At 72.3% G+C, this 15,316-nt stretch carries 15 protein-coding genes; 5 read left to right on the top strand and 10 right to left on the bottom strand.

Features of this window, described 5'->3' with window-relative positions; all coding sequences use genetic code 11:
• Nucleotides 1–1,230 (top strand): hypothetical protein, encoded by a 1,230-nt coding sequence (locus AC3ANS_RS01590; protein WP_488294428.1) that lies wholly within the window; start codon nucleotides 1–3, stop codon nucleotides 1,228–1,230.
• Nucleotides 1,231–1,339: 109 nt separating this feature from the next.
• The gene (locus tag AC3ANS_RS01585; RefSeq protein ID WP_488294427.1) at nucleotides 1,340–2,446 is read left to right on the top strand and encodes a Glu/Leu/Phe/Val family dehydrogenase; all 1,107 of its coding nucleotides are present in this window, start codon (nucleotides 1,340–1,342) and stop codon (nucleotides 2,444–2,446) included.
• Nucleotides 2,447–2,489: 43 nt separating this feature from the next.
• On the opposite strand, the gene AC3ANS_RS01580 is transcribed toward AC3ANS_RS01585, so the two are convergent.
• The 3 genes from AC3ANS_RS01580 to purF all read right to left on the bottom strand — a co-directional run bounded on the left by AC3ANS_RS01580 (nucleotide 2,490) and on the right by purF (nucleotide 5,434).
• The gene (locus AC3ANS_RS01580; RefSeq protein WP_284535073.1) at nucleotides 2,490–2,678 is read right to left on the bottom strand and encodes a DUF3073 domain-containing protein; all 189 of its coding nucleotides are present in this window, start codon (nucleotides 2,676–2,678) and stop codon (nucleotides 2,490–2,492) included.
• 151 nt (nucleotides 2,679–2,829) lie between these two features.
• Nucleotides 2,830–3,906, bottom strand: coding sequence for a phosphoribosylformylglycinamidine cyclo-ligase (gene purM / locus AC3ANS_RS01575; protein WP_488294426.1), 1,077 nt, complete (start codon nucleotides 3,904–3,906; stop codon nucleotides 2,830–2,832).
• Between the two features lie 25 nt (nucleotides 3,907–3,931).
• Complete coding sequence (gene purF / locus AC3ANS_RS01570; RefSeq protein ID WP_488296578.1) at nucleotides 3,932–5,434, bottom strand: amidophosphoribosyltransferase; 1,503 nt, start codon at nucleotides 5,432–5,434, stop codon at nucleotides 3,932–3,934.
• Between the two features lie 174 nt (nucleotides 5,435–5,608).
• On the opposite strand from purF, the gene AC3ANS_RS01565 reads away from it, so the two are divergent.
• Both AC3ANS_RS01565 and AC3ANS_RS01560 read left to right on the top strand, forming a co-directional pair.
• Nucleotides 5,609–7,417 (top strand): sensor histidine kinase, encoded by a 1,809-nt coding sequence (locus tag AC3ANS_RS01565; RefSeq protein WP_488294425.1) that lies wholly within the window; start codon nucleotides 5,609–5,611, stop codon nucleotides 7,415–7,417.
• 123 nt (nucleotides 7,418–7,540) lie between these two features.
• Entirely contained in the window at nucleotides 7,541–9,343 is a 1,803-nt protein-coding gene (locus AC3ANS_RS01560; protein WP_488294424.1) for a sensor histidine kinase, read from the top strand.
• Between the two features lie 10 nt (nucleotides 9,344–9,353).
• On the opposite strand, the gene AC3ANS_RS01555 is transcribed toward AC3ANS_RS01560, so the two are convergent.
• The 3 genes from AC3ANS_RS01555 to AC3ANS_RS01545 all read right to left on the bottom strand — a co-directional run bounded on the left by AC3ANS_RS01555 (nucleotide 9,354) and on the right by AC3ANS_RS01545 (nucleotide 12,866).
• Nucleotides 9,354–10,961, bottom strand: coding sequence for a methyl-accepting chemotaxis protein (locus tag AC3ANS_RS01555; RefSeq protein WP_488294423.1), 1,608 nt, complete (start codon nucleotides 10,959–10,961; stop codon nucleotides 9,354–9,356).
• A 120-nt stretch (nucleotides 10,962–11,081) separates the two neighbouring features.
• Nucleotides 11,082–12,419 (bottom strand): M20/M25/M40 family metallo-hydrolase, encoded by a 1,338-nt coding sequence (locus AC3ANS_RS01550; RefSeq protein ID WP_488294422.1) that lies wholly within the window; start codon nucleotides 12,417–12,419, stop codon nucleotides 11,082–11,084.
• Between the two features lie 21 nt (nucleotides 12,420–12,440).
• Nucleotides 12,441–12,866 (bottom strand): DUF6916 family protein, encoded by a 426-nt coding sequence (locus AC3ANS_RS01545; RefSeq protein ID WP_488294421.1) that lies wholly within the window; start codon nucleotides 12,864–12,866, stop codon nucleotides 12,441–12,443.
• 44 nt (nucleotides 12,867–12,910) lie between these two features.
• Here AC3ANS_RS01545 and AC3ANS_RS01540 point away from each other — a divergent pair, with 44 nt between their 5' ends.
• Complete coding sequence (locus tag AC3ANS_RS01540; protein ID WP_488294420.1) at nucleotides 12,911–13,228, top strand: DUF6916 family protein; 318 nt, start codon at nucleotides 12,911–12,913, stop codon at nucleotides 13,226–13,228.
• A 20-nt stretch (nucleotides 13,229–13,248) separates the two neighbouring features.
• On the opposite strand, the gene AC3ANS_RS01535 is transcribed toward AC3ANS_RS01540, so the two are convergent.
• From AC3ANS_RS01535 to AC3ANS_RS01520, 4 genes are read right to left on the bottom strand one after another with little or no spacing between them, the layout of a single operon-like run.
• A complete protein-coding gene (locus AC3ANS_RS01535) occupies nucleotides 13,249–13,737 on the bottom strand; it encodes a GNAT family N-acetyltransferase (protein WP_488294419.1) in 489 nt (162 codons plus the stop codon).
• Nucleotides 13,738–13,741: 4 nt separating this feature from the next.
• Nucleotides 13,742–14,263 carry a phage tail protein gene (locus AC3ANS_RS01530; protein WP_488294418.1) on the bottom strand — a complete coding sequence of 174 codons (522 nt, stop codon included), beginning with the start codon at nucleotides 14,261–14,263 and terminating at the stop codon, nucleotides 13,742–13,744.
• Nucleotides 14,264–14,276: 13 nt separating this feature from the next.
• Nucleotides 14,277–14,783, bottom strand: coding sequence for a phage tail protein (locus AC3ANS_RS01525; protein ID WP_488294417.1), 507 nt, complete (start codon nucleotides 14,781–14,783; stop codon nucleotides 14,277–14,279).
• A 12-nt stretch (nucleotides 14,784–14,795) separates the two neighbouring features.
• On the bottom strand, nucleotides 14,796–15,296 hold the full coding sequence (locus AC3ANS_RS01520; protein WP_488294416.1) for a phage tail protein: 501 nt from the start codon (nucleotides 15,294–15,296) through the stop codon (nucleotides 14,796–14,798).
• Nucleotides 15,297–15,316 lie beyond the last annotated feature (20 nt).

Here is a 15,316-nt window from a genome sequence, read left to right as displayed (position 1 = left end):
GTGCTCCCCCGCTTCGTGGTGGCCGGGCGCCGCCGCCCGGTGGACCTGGTGGTCCCGGGCTCGACGCTGCGCGAGGTGCTCGCGCCGTACGCCGCCCTCACCGGCCCGGGGCCGACACTGGAGCTGGCCTCGGGCACCGACCGGTTGGTCGCCCGCTGCGACGGCACGGCGGCGTGGCTGGAGGTCACCACCGGCGGGACCACGACCCGGCACCGGTCGCGGCGCCACGCCCGCGCCGTCGGCCCGGTCCGCGAGCTCGGCCTCACCCTCACCGGGACCCACCTGAGCGTGCTGACCCGCGGCCCGGGTCCGTGGACGGTCCACGGCCGGGTCGACCTCCGCGAGCGGATCGACACCCGCGACGAGGGCTGGCTCGCCGGCCTGGACAGCGACGCACCCGTCGCCGGCCGGTTCGGCCAGCTGGGGCTGCGCGACGTACGCCTCGTCGAGGCCGGCCCCGACGGGCGGGTGGTGCTGTCCGCGACCAGCGCCGGACCCGGGTTCTTCGACACCGCCCACACGTCGTTGTGGCAGCTCGACCCGCACACCCTGGGCCTGACGCACCTCTCCGACGTGTTCTTCCGGCGGCCCGACCGACCCGGTGCGTACGGCGACCACGCCACCCACGTGCTGCGCGACGGTGACGCGTGGCTGGTCGCGACCAGCACCTGGGGCGACTTCGACCGGCGCCGGCCCGCGGTCGGGGTGACGCTGGCCCGGACCACCGCCGACCTGCTCAGCGGCGTGCACCTGCTCGACACCGCGCCGCTGCCGCTGCCGGTCGAGGGGCTGCGGTCCGTCGGCGTGTGGGACCCGCACCTCGCACGCACGGGCGACGGGTGGCTGGTCGGGTTCGTGAGCGCGACCGCGTACTTCCGGTTCCACCCCGCGCTCGCGGCCGGGCCGTCGCTGCACGACCTGACCCTGCAGGGCGCGGCCACCGGGCTGACGCAGGCCGAGGGCACCACGGTGGCCCGGCTCGACGGCGCCTGGCAGGTGCTGGCCAGCGACAAGCGGGCCAAGCGCTACCCCGTGTTCGACCTCGCGATGGGCGAGACCGGCGCACTGGAGGCGCCGTACCCCACCAACATCCCGTGGCCGACGTTGGTGCCGCTCGGTGACTCTTGGCTGCTGGTCGGCTTCAACGGGCGGGCGACGGGCGGGCCGGTGCCCGGCTACGGAACCCACGGCGACGTTGTGTTCAGCCGGACGATCCCACCGCCGGGCTGATCGGGCTACGGTGTGAGACAGGACACGGCGCCACCCCTGCCGCGTCTCCCTGCCAGCGTCTGACCGTGCCACACCACCCCCGTGGCCGAACCGAAAGTGGGCACCATCCATGTCTGCACCCGCCACCTCCCCCGGCGCGCCCGTCGATGTCTTCGAGCTGGGCGCCGAGCACGAGCAGGTCGTCTTCGCGAGTGACCCCGCCACCGGCCTGAGGGCGATCGTCGCGATCCACTCCACGGCGCTGGGCCCGGCCCTCGGCGGCACCCGCTTCTACCCCTACGCCTCGACCGCCGACGCGGTTCGCGACGTCTTGAACCTCTCCCGCGGCATGTCCTACAAGGCCGCGCTCGCGGGACTGGACCTGGGCGGCGGCAAGGCCGTGATCATCGGCGACCCGACCACCGCGAAGTCCGAGCCGCTGCTGCGGGCCTACGGACGGCACGTCCAGTCCCTGGGCGGTCGCTACTACACCGCCTGCGACGTCGGGACGTACTCCCCCGACATGGACGTGATCGCCCGGGAGTGCTCGTTCGTGACCGGGCGGACCGTGGCGCACGGCGGCGCCGGTGACAGCTCGGTGCTCACGGCGTACGGCGTGTTCCAGGGGATGCGCGCGGCCGCGAGCGTCGCGTGGGGTGCCGCGTCGCTCGAGGGCCGCGTCGTCGGTGTCGCCGGCGTCGGCAAGGTCGGCCACCACCTCGTGCGACACCTGCTCGAGGACGGCGCTTCGGTCGTGGTGACCGACGTGGATGCCGCGTCGGTGGAGCGGGTCCGCGCGGAGCACCCGTCGGTGCGCGTGGTCGCGTCGACCGAGGAGCTGGTCGCCTCGAAGCTCGACGTCTACGCGCCGTGCGCGCTCGGCGGTGCGCTGGACGACGAGGTCGTCGAGGTGCTCTCGGCGCGCATCGTGTGCGGTGCGGCCAACAACCAGCTCGCCCACCCCGGCATCGAGAAGGCACTCGAGGAGCGCGGCATCCTCTACGCCCCCGACTACTGCGTGAACTCCGGCGGCCTGATCCAGGTCGCCGACGAGCTCGAGGGGTTCTCCTTCGAGCGCGCCCACCAGCGCGCCACCGGCATCTTCGACACCACGCTCAGCGTCTTCGAGCGCGCCGCGTCCGACGGCGTACCGCCCGCCATCGCCGCCGACCGGCTCGCCGAGCAGCGGATGCGCGAGGTCAGCCGGCTGCGCGGGATGTGGCTGCCCGCCACCTGAGGTGGGGGGGCTGCGGCGGGAGGGTGAGCCGAGTCGGCGAGGTTCAGTCCCGCGCGGGACCGGTGTAGTCCGACCACTTCTCGAGCACCTCAGGCTCGACCTGGTCGGTGTCGTCGTCGTCGCTTCGCCCGTGCAGCTCGTTGGCCAGGGCCCCGAAGTCCGTCTCGTGAGTGCGGTACTTCAGGTCGCGGGCGACCTTCGTCTGCTTGGCTTTCGCTCGGCCGCGCCCCATAGGGTCAGCCCCCTCGCACGCTCGGCCGGGGGCACGTGGCACCCGGGCTGTCTCAAAGATTTCTCGTGGAGCCAACGCTACCTGCTGGGCGGCTGTTCCCGCACATCCGTTCGGTGTTTTGGACCCTCGGGACCGTGAACCGGCCCGGATCTCACCAGCCGGGGTGCTGCCCGACGAGCTCGACGCGCCCGCCACGAGCGGGGTCGCCGGCGTCCGCGACGGTCACCTCGCCGGCGGTCCAGGCGCGTACGCCGTGCTCGCCGAGGACCGCGATCGCGGCGTCGACGTCCTCGGGGTGGGTCAGAGCGACCATCCCGACCCCGCAGTTCAGCGTGGCCTCCAGGTCGGGCTGGGAGACGCCGCCGACCCGGCGGACCAGGTCGAAGACGGGCGCGGGCGTCCAGGTGCGGCGCTCGATCGTCACGGTCAGCTCGACGGGCAGGACGCGCTCGAGGTTGGCGGCCAGGCCGCCGCCGGTGATGTGCGACATCGCGTGAGTGCGGGTGCGGTCAGCGAGGGCCAGGCAGGCCTTGGCGTAGATCCGGGTCGGCTCGAGGAGCTCCTCACCCAGGGTGCGGCCGAGGTCGTCGAGGTGGCCCTCGAGCGGCAGCCCACCCTTCTCGAGCAGCACGTGGCGCACCAGGGAGTAGCCGTTGGAGTGCAGCCCGGAGGCCTCCATCGCGATCACCACGTCACCGGGACGCACCCGGCCGGGTCCGAGCAGCTTGTCGGCCTCCACCACGCCGGTCGTCGCGCCCGCCACGTCGTAGTCGTCCGGCCCGAGCAGCCCCGGGTGCTCGGCGGTCTCGCCGCCGATGAGCGCGCAGCCGGCCAGCACGCAGCCCTCGGCGATGCCCTTGACGATCGAGGCGATCTTCTCCGGGACGACCCGGCCGGTGGCGATGTAGTCGGTCATGAACAGCGGCTCGGCGCCACACACCACGAGGTCGTCGACGACCATGCCGACCAGGTCGAAGCCGATCGTGTCGTGGACGTCCATCGCCTGGGCGATCGCGACCTTGGTGCCGACGCCGTCGGTCGAGGTCGCCAGCAGCGGGCGGGTGTAGCGGGTCAGGGCCGAGGCGTCGAACAGCCCGGCGAAGCCCCCCAGCCCGCCGATCATCTCGGGCCGGCGGGCCTTGTCGATCCAGCCCTTCATCAGCTCGATCGCCGTGTCGGCGGCCTGGATGTTGACGCCGGCCTCGGCGTACGCGTTGGGCTCGCTCACGACGGCTCCTGGTCGGTGTCGGGCATCAGGGGTTGTTCAGGACGGGCAGCGACTTGCCGTACGTCGGCGCCTGGATCGAGGACTCCAGCAGGTGCTTGCCGAGCAGACTCTCGTCGGGCAGCGCGATCGGGTACTCACCGGTGAAGCACGCCTGGCAGAGCCGCTCGGGCGTCTGCCCGGTCGAGTCGACCATGCCCTCCAGCGAGATGTAGCCGAGGCTGTCGGCGCCGATGCTGGCGGCGATCTCCTCGGGGGTCAGGCCGTTGGCGATCAGCTCCGCGCGGGTGGCGAAGTCGATGCCGTAGAAGCACGGCCACTTCACCGGCGGGCTCGAGATCCGCACGTGCACCTCGAGCGCCCCTGCCTCGCGCAGCATCCGGACCTGGGCGCGCTGGGTGTTGCCGCGCACGATCGAGTCGTCGACCACCACGATCCGCTTGCCACGGATCATGTGCTCGAGCGCGTTCAGCTTGAGCCGGATGCCGAGCTGGCGCAGGGTCTGGCTGGGCTGGATGAACGTGCGTCCGACGTAGGCGTTCTTGACGAAGCCCTGGCCGAACGGGATGCCGCTCTCCTCGGCGTAGCCGGCCGCGGCGGGGGTGCCGGACTCGGGCACCGGGATCACCAGGTCGGCATCGACGGGGTACTCCCGGGCGAGCTGGCGGCCCATCTCGACGCGCGACTCGTGGACGCTGCGCCCGCTGATCGTGGCGTCGGGGCGTGCGAGGTAGACGTACTCGAACACGCAGCCCTTGGGAGCGGCCGGGGCGAACCGGTGGGAGCGCAGGCCGTTCTCGTCGATCACGATCATCTCGCCGGGCTCGACCTCGCGCACCACGCTCGCGCCGATCGTGGCGAGCGCCGCGTCCTCGCTGGCCACCACCCAGCCGCGCTCGAGGCGACCGAGCACGAGCGGGCGGATGCCCTGCGGGTCGCGCGCGGCGTACAGGGTGTTCTCGTTCATCCACACGAAGCAGAACGCGCCCTCGAGCTGGGGCAGCACCTCGAGGGCGCGCTGCTCCAGCGAGGTGTCCGGGTGGTGGGCGAGCAGGGCGGTGACCAGGCCCGTGTCGTTGGTCGAGGGCTCGGTCGGCCGGGTGTGCAGCTCGAGCTCGTCGTCGGGACCCGGCAGGTCGACGACCATCTGGGCCAGGTCGTGGGTGTTGATCAGGTTGCCGTTGTGACCCAGCGCGATCGAGCCGTCGGCGGTGGGCCGGAACGTCGGCTGCGCGTTCTGCCAGGTGCTCGCACCGGTCGTGGAGTAGCGGCAGTGGCCGATCGCGAGGTGGCCGTTGAGCGAGGCGAGCGTGGTCTCGTCGAACACTTGGGAGACCAGCCCCATGTCCTTGTAGACGAGGATCTGCCGGCCGTTGCTGACCGCGATGCCGGCGGACTCCTGGCCCCGGTGCTGGAGCGCGTAGAGCCCGAAGTAGGTGAGCTTGGCGACATCCTCGCCCGGCGCCCAGACGCCGAACACGCCGCAGGCGTCCTGGGGACCCCGCTCATGGGGGTCTAGCGCCGCCGTCAGCCTGCCGTCTCCACCCTTGCGGGGGCTGCTCTCGAAGGGCACATGGGGAAGTCTAGGGCTCGCATGCACCGTGTCCCATTCGATGTCTCGTCGTTGTCGGTCCGAAACGGGCATCGGCGCTCTCGAGCACCCGTAGCATGGCCGATCAGACCTATTGACCGACACGAGGATCCATTGTCTCGGGAGACCCCCCAGCAGCCCCCCGTCAGCAGCCCAGCGGCGAGCTGGTCGGACGCGCCGTCGCGAGACGCACTCCAGCTGATCGCCGAGGGGGTCACCCAGCTCGCCGGCTTCGGGGTCGCCGCGATCAGCGCCGTGCGCGAGGACGGCAAGATGGAGGTCATGGCGGTCGCGGGAAGCGACGCCGCCCGCGTCCAGCTCCAGGGCCGCCGCACCCCCGTCGACCGGCTCACCGGCGAGCTCGACAAGGCCGACGACTGGGGCCTGCTGCGGTTCGTGCCGCACGAGCGGCTCGACGCCGACGCCGGCGAGGACTGGGGCTGGGTCCCCGACATCGACCCGATCGACGACGCCGAGGACGCCTGGCACCCGCTGGACATGCTGGTGGCGCCCCTGTACGACGACGACGGCGACCTGCGCGGCTCGCTGGCGATCGACCTGCCGGTCGACGGCCGGCGTCCAGGCCCGGGCCAGCGGGCGGTGCTCAACCAGTACGCCGAGCAGGCGCGCCGCGCCGTGCTCGTGGCGCTGGAGCGCGAGCGGCTCGCCGAGCAGGTCCGGATGGCTGACGCTGCCCGCCGGATCGTGCGCACCGCGACCGCTCAGCTCAGTCTCGACCGGATCGTGGCCGACAGCCGGGAGGCGCTGGTCGATGGGTTCCGGGCGGCCGGGATGTGGCTGCAGACCTTCGACCGCGACGACCACAGCGGTGCGCGGGGCGAGATCTACTCCTCCGACGGGAGCCACATCCACCTCACCCCCGAGCTGATCTCGATCGCCGAGGCCGCGGCCCGTGCGGCCTGGGAGCAGCAGCAAGCGGCCGTGGTCTCCCCGCACCGGGAGTTCGGGCCGACGATCACCGCCGAGCAGGGTGAGCTGGTGCTCGCCTTCCTGGCCGAGATCGGCGTCGAGTCGCTGCTGTTCACGCCGTTGGGCGCCGGCCCCGAGTGCCTGGGCAACCTCGTGCTCACCCGTGCCGTCGGCGCCCCCGACTGGACCGAGGCCGAGGCGACCACGGCCCTGGACATCGGTCACGACCTGGGGCGCGCGATCCTCAACGCCCGGATCTTCGAGCGCGAGCACGAGCTCGTCGAGGAGCTGCAGGTGCTGGACGCCTACAAGGGCCAGCTGATCGCGACCGTCGCCCACGAGCTGAAGAACCCGCTCACCTCGGTGATGGGGCATCTGGAGATGCTCGAGTCCTCGCCCGACTTCTCGGGCACCACCCGCACCTCGCTCAACGCGATGGACCGCGGGACCCGCCGGATGGTGCGGGTGATCGACGACCTGCTGCTGCTCTCCAAGGTCGGTGACCCTGACGACTCGATGATCGCCGCCCCGGTCGACCTCGCCCGGATCGTCGAGGACGTCGTCGACCTCACCCTGGTCGCCGCCGAGCAGAAGCAGCTCGACGTCGTCGTCGATCTCCCCGATCAGCCGGTGTTCGCACTCGGCGACCACGACGAGCTCGACCGCGTCGCCGCCAACCTGGTCAGCAACGCGGTGAAGTACACCCCCGCCTCCGGCGCCGTGCGGATCACCGTCGAGCGCGCGGGCAACGACGTACTGCTCACCGTCGCCGACGAGGGCCTCGGGATCTCCCCCGACGACCTGCTGCAGCTCGGGACCGAGTTCTTCCGGTCGTCCAACCCCGAGGCGGTCGCCCAACCTGGCACCGGCCTCGGCCTGGCGATCGTGCGGCGCATCGTCGACCGCCACGGCGGCCAGCTGGAGATCGAGTCCGAGCTCGGTCGTGGGAGCACGTTCCAGGTCTGGTTGCCCGCCGCCGACCCCGACTCCTGAGCAGGCGGGGCAGCGCGCCGGCGCCTGGCGACGCACCCACCCTGAGAACGCCGATCGTTCAACGACTTCCGAGACGCGACACCAGTGCCCCGACCTTGAAATCCGGGTCACTAGGATCGAGGGATGAGCAAGCCCTCGGGGCCGCAGGGACCGTCCGGGGCACCCGACTTCGTGCGCCCGGTCCGCGCCTCACGTTGGTCGGACGCGCAGTCCCGCGAGGCGCTCCAGGCGATCGTCGAGAGCGTCGCCGAGATCGCCGGGTTCGGCATCGTCGGCATCAGCGTGGTCCGCGACGACGGCTACCTGCAGGTCATGGTCCTCGTCGGGCCGGAGGAGGCCCGCCGGCTCCTGATCGACAGCCTGGCGCCGCTCGCGCCGATGGTCGAGCAGCTCGCGCTCGCCGAGGACTGGGGCACGCTGAAGTTCATCCCGCACGACCGGCTGATCCTCGACCTGGACCGGTGGGGATGGGTCCCCGAGGGTCCCCGCGACGACGTCGCCCCGGGGAGATGGCACCCCCAGGACCAGCTGATCGCCCCCCTCGAGGCGGCCGATGGGACCCTCCTCGGCACCCTGGGCATGGAGCTGCCCCACGACGGCCTGGTGCCCGGCCCGGCACAGCGCGAGATGCTCGAGATCTACGCCCGCCAGGCCTGCCGGGCAGTGGTCACCACCCTCGAGCGGGAGCGCCTGGCCGAACAGGTCCGCCTGGCTCATGCCGCCGCCGACGTCGTCCGGACCGCGGCCGGCACCCAGTCGCCCGACGAGCTGCTCGCCGGGTGCAGCCGCGCCGTCACCCAGGGGTTCCGGGCGGAGTCCCTGTGGCTCCAGAGGCTCGGACCCGACGGACGGTGCGAGGGCCCGGTGCACGTCGACGGTGGTCCGGCGGTGCGCCTGCCCGCCGGCGTGCGCGCGCTCGTCTCCGCCCACGCGCCCCGGGCATGGGAGCGCCAGTGCGTCGCCGTGCTCGCCCCCGAGCGGCCCGTCCCCGGGGTGCTCGTGGGCGAGCAGCACACCGAGGTGATCGAGTTCCTCGCCGGCGTCGACATCGAGTCGCTGCTCTTCGTGCCCCTGGGGGCCGGCCCGGAGTGCTTCGGGGTGATGGGCCTGGCCCGAGGCCGCGGCGGCGCGGAGTGGAGCGAGCAGGAGGCCGCCGCCGCCCTCGAGATCGGCCGTGACCTGGGCCGGGCGCTCGCCAACGCCCGAACCCTCGAGCGCGAGCGCGAGCTGGTCGAGGAGTTCCGGGCGGTCGCGGACTACAGGGAGCGGCTGCTCGCGACGGTGTCCCACGAGATGAAGAACCCGCTGAGCGCGATCCTGGGGTACGTCGAGATCCTCGCCGCCGACCCGGGCCTCAGCACGGCCGCGAGAGCCTGCGTCTCCTCGATCGAGCGTGGTGGTACCCGGCTCTCCCACGTCGTCGACGACCTGCTGCTGCTGCACGAGGCGGCGGACCCCTCCTCGGCGACCGAGCCCATCGACCTGGGCCGGGCCGTGGCCGAGGTCGTCGACCTCAACGACGCGGTCGCCCGCGGACGCCGGATCACCCTGCGCACCGAGCTGCCCGACGTACCCGTGCTCGCCCTCGCCGAGGCGCGCGACCTCGACCACGTCATCACGAACCTGCTCGGCAACGCGTTGAAGTACACCGCCGAGGGCGGCACAGTCGTGCTGTCGGCCGCGTGCGTGGGCGACCAGGCCGTGCTCACCTGCGCCGACGACGGCATCGGCATCGCGGCCGAGGATCAGGCTCGCGTGTTCGACGAGTTCTTCCGCTCCAGCGACCCCGCGGCGACCACCCAGCCCGGCACCGGCCTCGGGCTCTCGATCGTGCGCCGCGTGGTCGAGCGCCACCACGGACGCATCGAGGTCGACTCCGAGCCCGGCCGGGGCAGCACCTTCCGGGTGTTCCTCCCCGCCGGCTGAGCCCGCGGGGTCAGCCCAACCGGAACCGTTGGACCAGCGCGGTCAGCTCACGGCTGGTGCCGGCGAGCTCCTCGGCCGCATGGTGGCTGCGGGCGACGGCATCCGCCGTGGCGGCCCCGGCGTTCGCGACCGTGGCGATCCCCTCGGCGATGTGGGCCGAACCGGATGCGACCCCGCTCGCGGAGCGAGCCATCTCGTTGGTGGTCGAGGTCTGCTCCTCGACCGCGGCGGCGATCGTGGCCGTGTGGTCGTTGACGCGAGCGATGACCGCGCCGACGTCGGCGATCGCCGTGGCGGCGCTCGCGCTGTCCGACTGGATGGCCTCGACCTGCTGAGCGATCACCTGGGTCGCCCGCGCGGTCTCCTGCGCCAGCTCCTTGACCTCGTTGGCCACCACCGCGAACCCCTTGCCGGCCTCGCCCGCCCGGGCCGCCTCGATGGTCGCGTTGAGCGCCAGGAGGTTGGTCTGCTCCGCGATGGAGGTGATGACCTTGACCACGCTGCCGATCTCGGCCGAGGACTCACCGAGGCGTCCCACGGTCGCGTTGGTGCGTGCGGCGGCCTCGACCGCCTCCGCCGCGACGCCGGCCGCGTCGGTGGCGCCCTGGGCGATCTCGCGGATCGAGGCACCCATCTCGGTGGCCCCGTCGGACACCTCCTGGACGCTCGCACTGATCTCCCGTGCCGCCGAGGACATGCTGTCCGAGCGCACGGTGACCTCGTGGGTGGCGTCCTGGATCTCCCGGGACACGGTGCTGACCTCGTCGCTGTACCGCGACACGGACCCGGCGCTCTCGGCGAGCCGCCCCACCGTGTCGCGCAGGGTCTCGGTCGCGGTGTTGAGGGACACGGCCATCCGGCCGACCTCGTCCTGCGAGGAGACCTCCACGCGGCCGGTGAGATCACCGTGGGCGACGCGGTCGAGCACCTCCATGACGTCGCGCACGCGACCGGAGATCCGGCGCGCCACCAACCAGCCGAGGGCGGTCGCCAGCAGCGCACCGACGCCCAGGAACCCGAGCAGGAGCAGGCGCCCGGAGTGGAACCCGGACACGGCCTCGTCCTGCATGGCCCGGTCGGCGTCGTCCTCCAGGCCGAGGAGCTTGTCCATGGGCTCGCCCATGCTCTCGTCGGCCGTGGTGAGGTCGGTGTCGAGGAGCTTCGAGGCCGAGGCGACGTCACCGCGATCGGCCGCCGGGACGAACTGGTTGTCCCGCAGGTCGCGCAGCACGGCGAGCCGCTTCTCGAACTCCTTCATCAGGCCCGCGCGCTCGCCCAGGGAGTCGCCGCCGATGCGGAGGTACGTCGCGACGTCGGCGTCCAGCTGGTCGTCGGTGGCAGTCATCTCCTCACGCAACGATGCGCGGTCCGCATCGGTGGTCGCGCGCACGTAGTCGCGCAGCAGGAAGCGGGTGTCGCCCTCCATGTCGCGCAGGTCGGCCAGGGTCTCGTAGGACCGCACACCGCGCTCGTAGAGCGTCGACGCGTCGGAGCTCACCGAGCCCAGCGCGAGCACGCCGTACGTGCCGACCACGCCGAGCGCGATCAAGCCGACAGCGACCGCGGCGAGCACCTTCGTGCCGACGGAACGGTCGCGGGTCCAGGAGCCAGCGGACATGGCTGGGCCTTTCGCTCAGCCCGAGAGCGGGCAGCACCGTGCTGTCCGTATCCCTGAACATCGGACGGTCCGGGTGAGTCCTGAGCAGTACCGTCCCTCAGCCCCAGGATCGGCCCGGGCTCAGCTGCCGAGCTTGCCGAGCAGCAGCGCCTCGGCGAGCACCACCCGCTCGAACTCCGCGAGGTGCAAGCCCTCGTTGGCGCCGTGCGCGCGGGTGTCGGGGTCCTCGACGCCCGTCACCAGCACGCTGGCGTCGGGGAACGCCTCGAGGAACTCTGCGATGAACGGGATCGAGCCGCCGACGCCCATGTCCACCGGGGCGGTGCCGTCCCAGGCCTCGGCGAACGCCGCGCGCGCGGCGTCGTACGCCGGCCCGGTGGCGTCGATCCGCGTCGCCTCACCGGTGTCGACCACCGTGTGGGTGAGCGTGGCGCCCCACGGGACGTGCGCCTCGAGGTGGCGCACCAGGCAGGCGAGCGCGTTGGTGGTGGTGTCGCCCGGCGCGGTGCGCATCGAGATGCGCGCCCGCGCGGCCGGGACCAGGGTGTTGCTGGCGCCGGCGACCTTGGGGCCGTCGAGGCCGGTGATGCTCAGCGCCGGCTTGGTCCACAGCCGCTCGACCGTCGAGCCGCTGCCGATCCACTCGATGCCCGGGGCGGCGCCGGACTCGGCGCGCAGCCGCGCCTCGGGGTACTCGACGTCGGCCGCGGGACCGGCGTACAGGCCCTCGATCGCGACGTTGCCCTCGTCGTCGTGGAGGGTGGCGACCAGTCGGCACAGCGCCATCAGGGCGTCGGGGACGAGCCCGCCCCACATGCCGGAGTGGACGGCGTGGGTGAGCGTGCGGACCTCGATGTCGACCCGGACCAGGCCGCGCAGGCTGGTGGTGAGCGCGGGCACGCCGATGTCCCAGTTTCCGGAGTCGGCGATCACGATGACGTCGGCGCGCAGCCGGTCGCGGTGCTCCTTCAGCAGGGCGGGCAGCGACTCCGAGCCCATCTCCTCCTCGCCCTCGATGAACATCGTGACGCTCACCGGAAGGTCGTCGCCGTACACGCGCAGGGCGCCGAGGTGCGCGGCGATGCCGGCCTTGTCGTCGGCGGCGCCGCGGCCGTAGAGGCGGTCACCGCGCTCGGTGGGCTCGAACGGCGGGGAGTCCCAGTCGGCCGGGTCGTTCTCGGGCTGCACGTCGTGGTGGGCGTAGAGCAGCACCGTCGGCGCGCCCTCGGGACCGGCCTTGTGGGCGATGACCGCAGGGGCCCCGCCGTCGGCGGTGACGATGTCGACCTGGTCGAACCGCTCGGCTCGGAACAGCTCGGCGACCGCCTCAGCCGACCGCTGCACCTCCGACGCGCGCTCGGGGTCGGCGCTCACCGACTCGATCCGCACCAGGTCCTCCAGATCCTTCCGGATCCCGGGGAGGACGGACTGGACGCGGGCACGGATGTCATCGGTCATGACCCTCAACCTAGCCAACGACTACCGGTTGTTCACGACCGCCTGGAAGGTCCGACGGTCCGCGTCGCTGGGGACCAGGAAGAGCGTCGTGGCCGGGAACCCCGGGCGCTTGAGCAGGAACGTGCCCTGGCTGGGGCCCGGGGTCGCCGAGGAGAAGGTCAGGGCGAAGGCACCCTCCGCGCCGGCGCTGGCCGGGGACAGGTCACCGACGTCGGCCAGGCGCATCCGCCACTTCCGGGAAGGCTCGACGACGGTGAAGCTCGCGCCCACCAGGGGACTGAACCGGGAGCGGGTGTAGAGACGCCGGGCGCCGCTCACCCGGGCGTCCGCACCTGCCGCGGTGGCCGCCCCTGCCGCGGCAGGTGCGACGAGGGGTGCGACGAGGGGTGCGGCGGCCGCGGCCAGGGCGCCGGCGCGGAGCACGGCACGGCGTGAGGTCTCGGTCATGGAGCACTCCGATCGTGGAGGACGGGCGGGCATAGCATCGGGTCGTGACGGAACTCGAGTGGCTGACCTTCGAGCAGTTCGCGCCCCGGGTGGGTGAGGCCTTCGCGGTCGGGGTCGGCGACGGCTCGCGGACGCTGCCGATGGTGCTGGCCGACGCCACGGAAGGCAGCGAGTCGGGCGGCCCGGGACCTGACGGCCGACGGCGCCAGCAGTTCTCGTTGCTGTTCCGCGGCCCCCAGGCGCCGGCGCTGCCGCAGGGCACCTACCGGGTACGCCACGACGAGCTGGGCGACCTCGACCTGTTCTTGGTGCCGGTCGGTCGCGACGACGAGGGGATGGAGTACGAGGCGGCCTTCGCCTGAGCGCCCGCCGGCGTGGTCGCTCACGACGCCCTCCACTCCATGCGCCGGTACAGCCCGTGCTCGGAGATGGCCACGAAGCCGAGGCGGGAGTACAGCACGGCGGCCCGGTTGTGGATCTCGACGTGGATGCTCAGCATCCGACCCGACGCCGCCGCCTCGTCCTGCAGGCTCCCGATCAGCGCGGCGCCGATCCCGGAACCCCGGAACTCCGGGAGGAGAGCGATGTCGACGATCCGGATCTCGTCCGCGCGGCGGTCGACGTACAGCCTCCCCGCGCGCCGTCCGCCGACCTCGATCACGTCGAACGCGCCGGCCGGGTTCTGGGTGCGGTACGCCGTGTCCTGGGCGTCGAACTGCATGCGGACGAACCACTCCCGCTGTCCGGGCGGCCAGGCCACCTGGGCGAGCTCCTCCTCCCGCGTCGAACCGTAGAGGTCGACGAGGAACTCCCGGTCGCCGTCGACGACCGGGCGCAGCGTCACCGCGTGGGTGGTGTCGGAGGTAGCCATCGACTCAGCCCCTCGGCGGGAAGATGCCCTGCAGGGCGATGTTGAAGTAGAGCGTCAGGTAGGGCTGCATGTTGTTGTGCGGCTGGTCGCCGCCGGCCGGCGCCAGGACGTCGGGCGAGAGCTGGGTGTCGGCCGTCGCGCGGTACATCGTCCCGCTCGCGGACTGGGCGAAGCTCGCGGAGGGACTCGGGACGTTCGTGTCGCCGAGGTCGTCGACGTCTGCACGCAGGCCGTGGTTGTGCGACGGGATCTCGCTCTCCAGCAGCTGCACGGTCTCGGTGCCCCCGGACTCGCCGAGGTCGTGCGACGACAGGCCCGGCCCCTGATAGGGATGCATCGGTGCTCGGCCCTGCAGGTCGGGCAGGGCGAAGTTGGACTTGCCGTTGCCGCCGTACGTCGTGCCGAGCAGCGAGAACAGTGCCGTGTTCTGCGACAGCGGCAACAGCTGGCCGTCGCACCACGCCCAGCCCTTGGGGGCGAAGTTGAACGGGAAGATCCGGATCTCCGCGACGAACGGATCGGTCATGGCGACCCTCCTCTCAGGTGGGGGACGGGTAGATCCCGAACAGGGCGATGATGAAGTCGACGCACAGGTACGGCTGCATGTTGGTGTGCGGCTGGTTGCCCCCGACCGGGCTGATCGCGCCCGGGTGGAAGCTGCCGGTGGTCGCGTCGTTGATGTACGGCGTCACGTTGAACGACTGCGCCGGCAGGTTGCCGCCCGGGCTGGCCTGGTCCCCCGCCTGCCCGCCGACGGCGAGCATCGGGTGGCTGTGGGACGGGATCTGCTGCACCGTCAGCGTCACCTCCTCGACTCCGCCGGTCTCCCCCGGGATGAACCCGCCACCCTGGTGCAGCGGGAGCCGGCCTCGCAGGTCGGGCAGCGCGAACGTCTCCTGCCCGTCGCCGCCGTAGGTGGTGCCGATCAGGTTGAACAACGTGTCGTACTCGGAGATCGCGAGCAGGTCGCCGTTGCAGAACGCCCAGCCCGACGGCGGGAAGTTGCCGGCGAAGATGCGGATCTCGCCCACGTACGGTTGTGCCATTCGTCGGCCCCCTCAGGTCTGACTCGGGAAGACGCCCTGCAGAGCGATGCAGAAGCTCAGCGTCAGGAACGGTTGCATGTTCAGGTGGGCCTGGCTGCCGCCGATGTTGGTGACGGTGTCCGGGCTCATCGACGTGAGCGCACCGCCGGCGGCGTAGGCGTTGTCGGCCCCCGACAGGTAGTTGGCGTTCGGCGTGGACACACCCCCGGTGGCGGCCGAGGCGGCGTTCACCCGGTGCGTGTGGGCCGGCAGCTCGGCGATCGTCAGCGTGTGCCCCTGCTCGCCGCCGCGCTCACCGAGCGTGTGCCAGCCGCCGACGTGCATCGGCACCCGACCTTGCAGGTTGGGTAGCGCGAAGTTCACCCGCCCGTCACCGCCGTACGTCGTGCCGAGCAGGCTGAACAGCGCCTGGTTCTGGTTGATCGGGAGGAGCTGGCCGTTGCACAGCGCCCACCCCTTGGGGGCGAACACGAACGACATGATGCGGATCTCCGCCAGATATGGGTTCGCCATGGTCCGTCGTGTGGTCCTTC

This window comes from Nocardia sp. 149-1B (assembly GCF_057747975.1).
The sequence above is the reverse complement of the archived record's forward strand: the minus strand, read 5'-3'. Positions and strand labels throughout refer to the sequence as shown.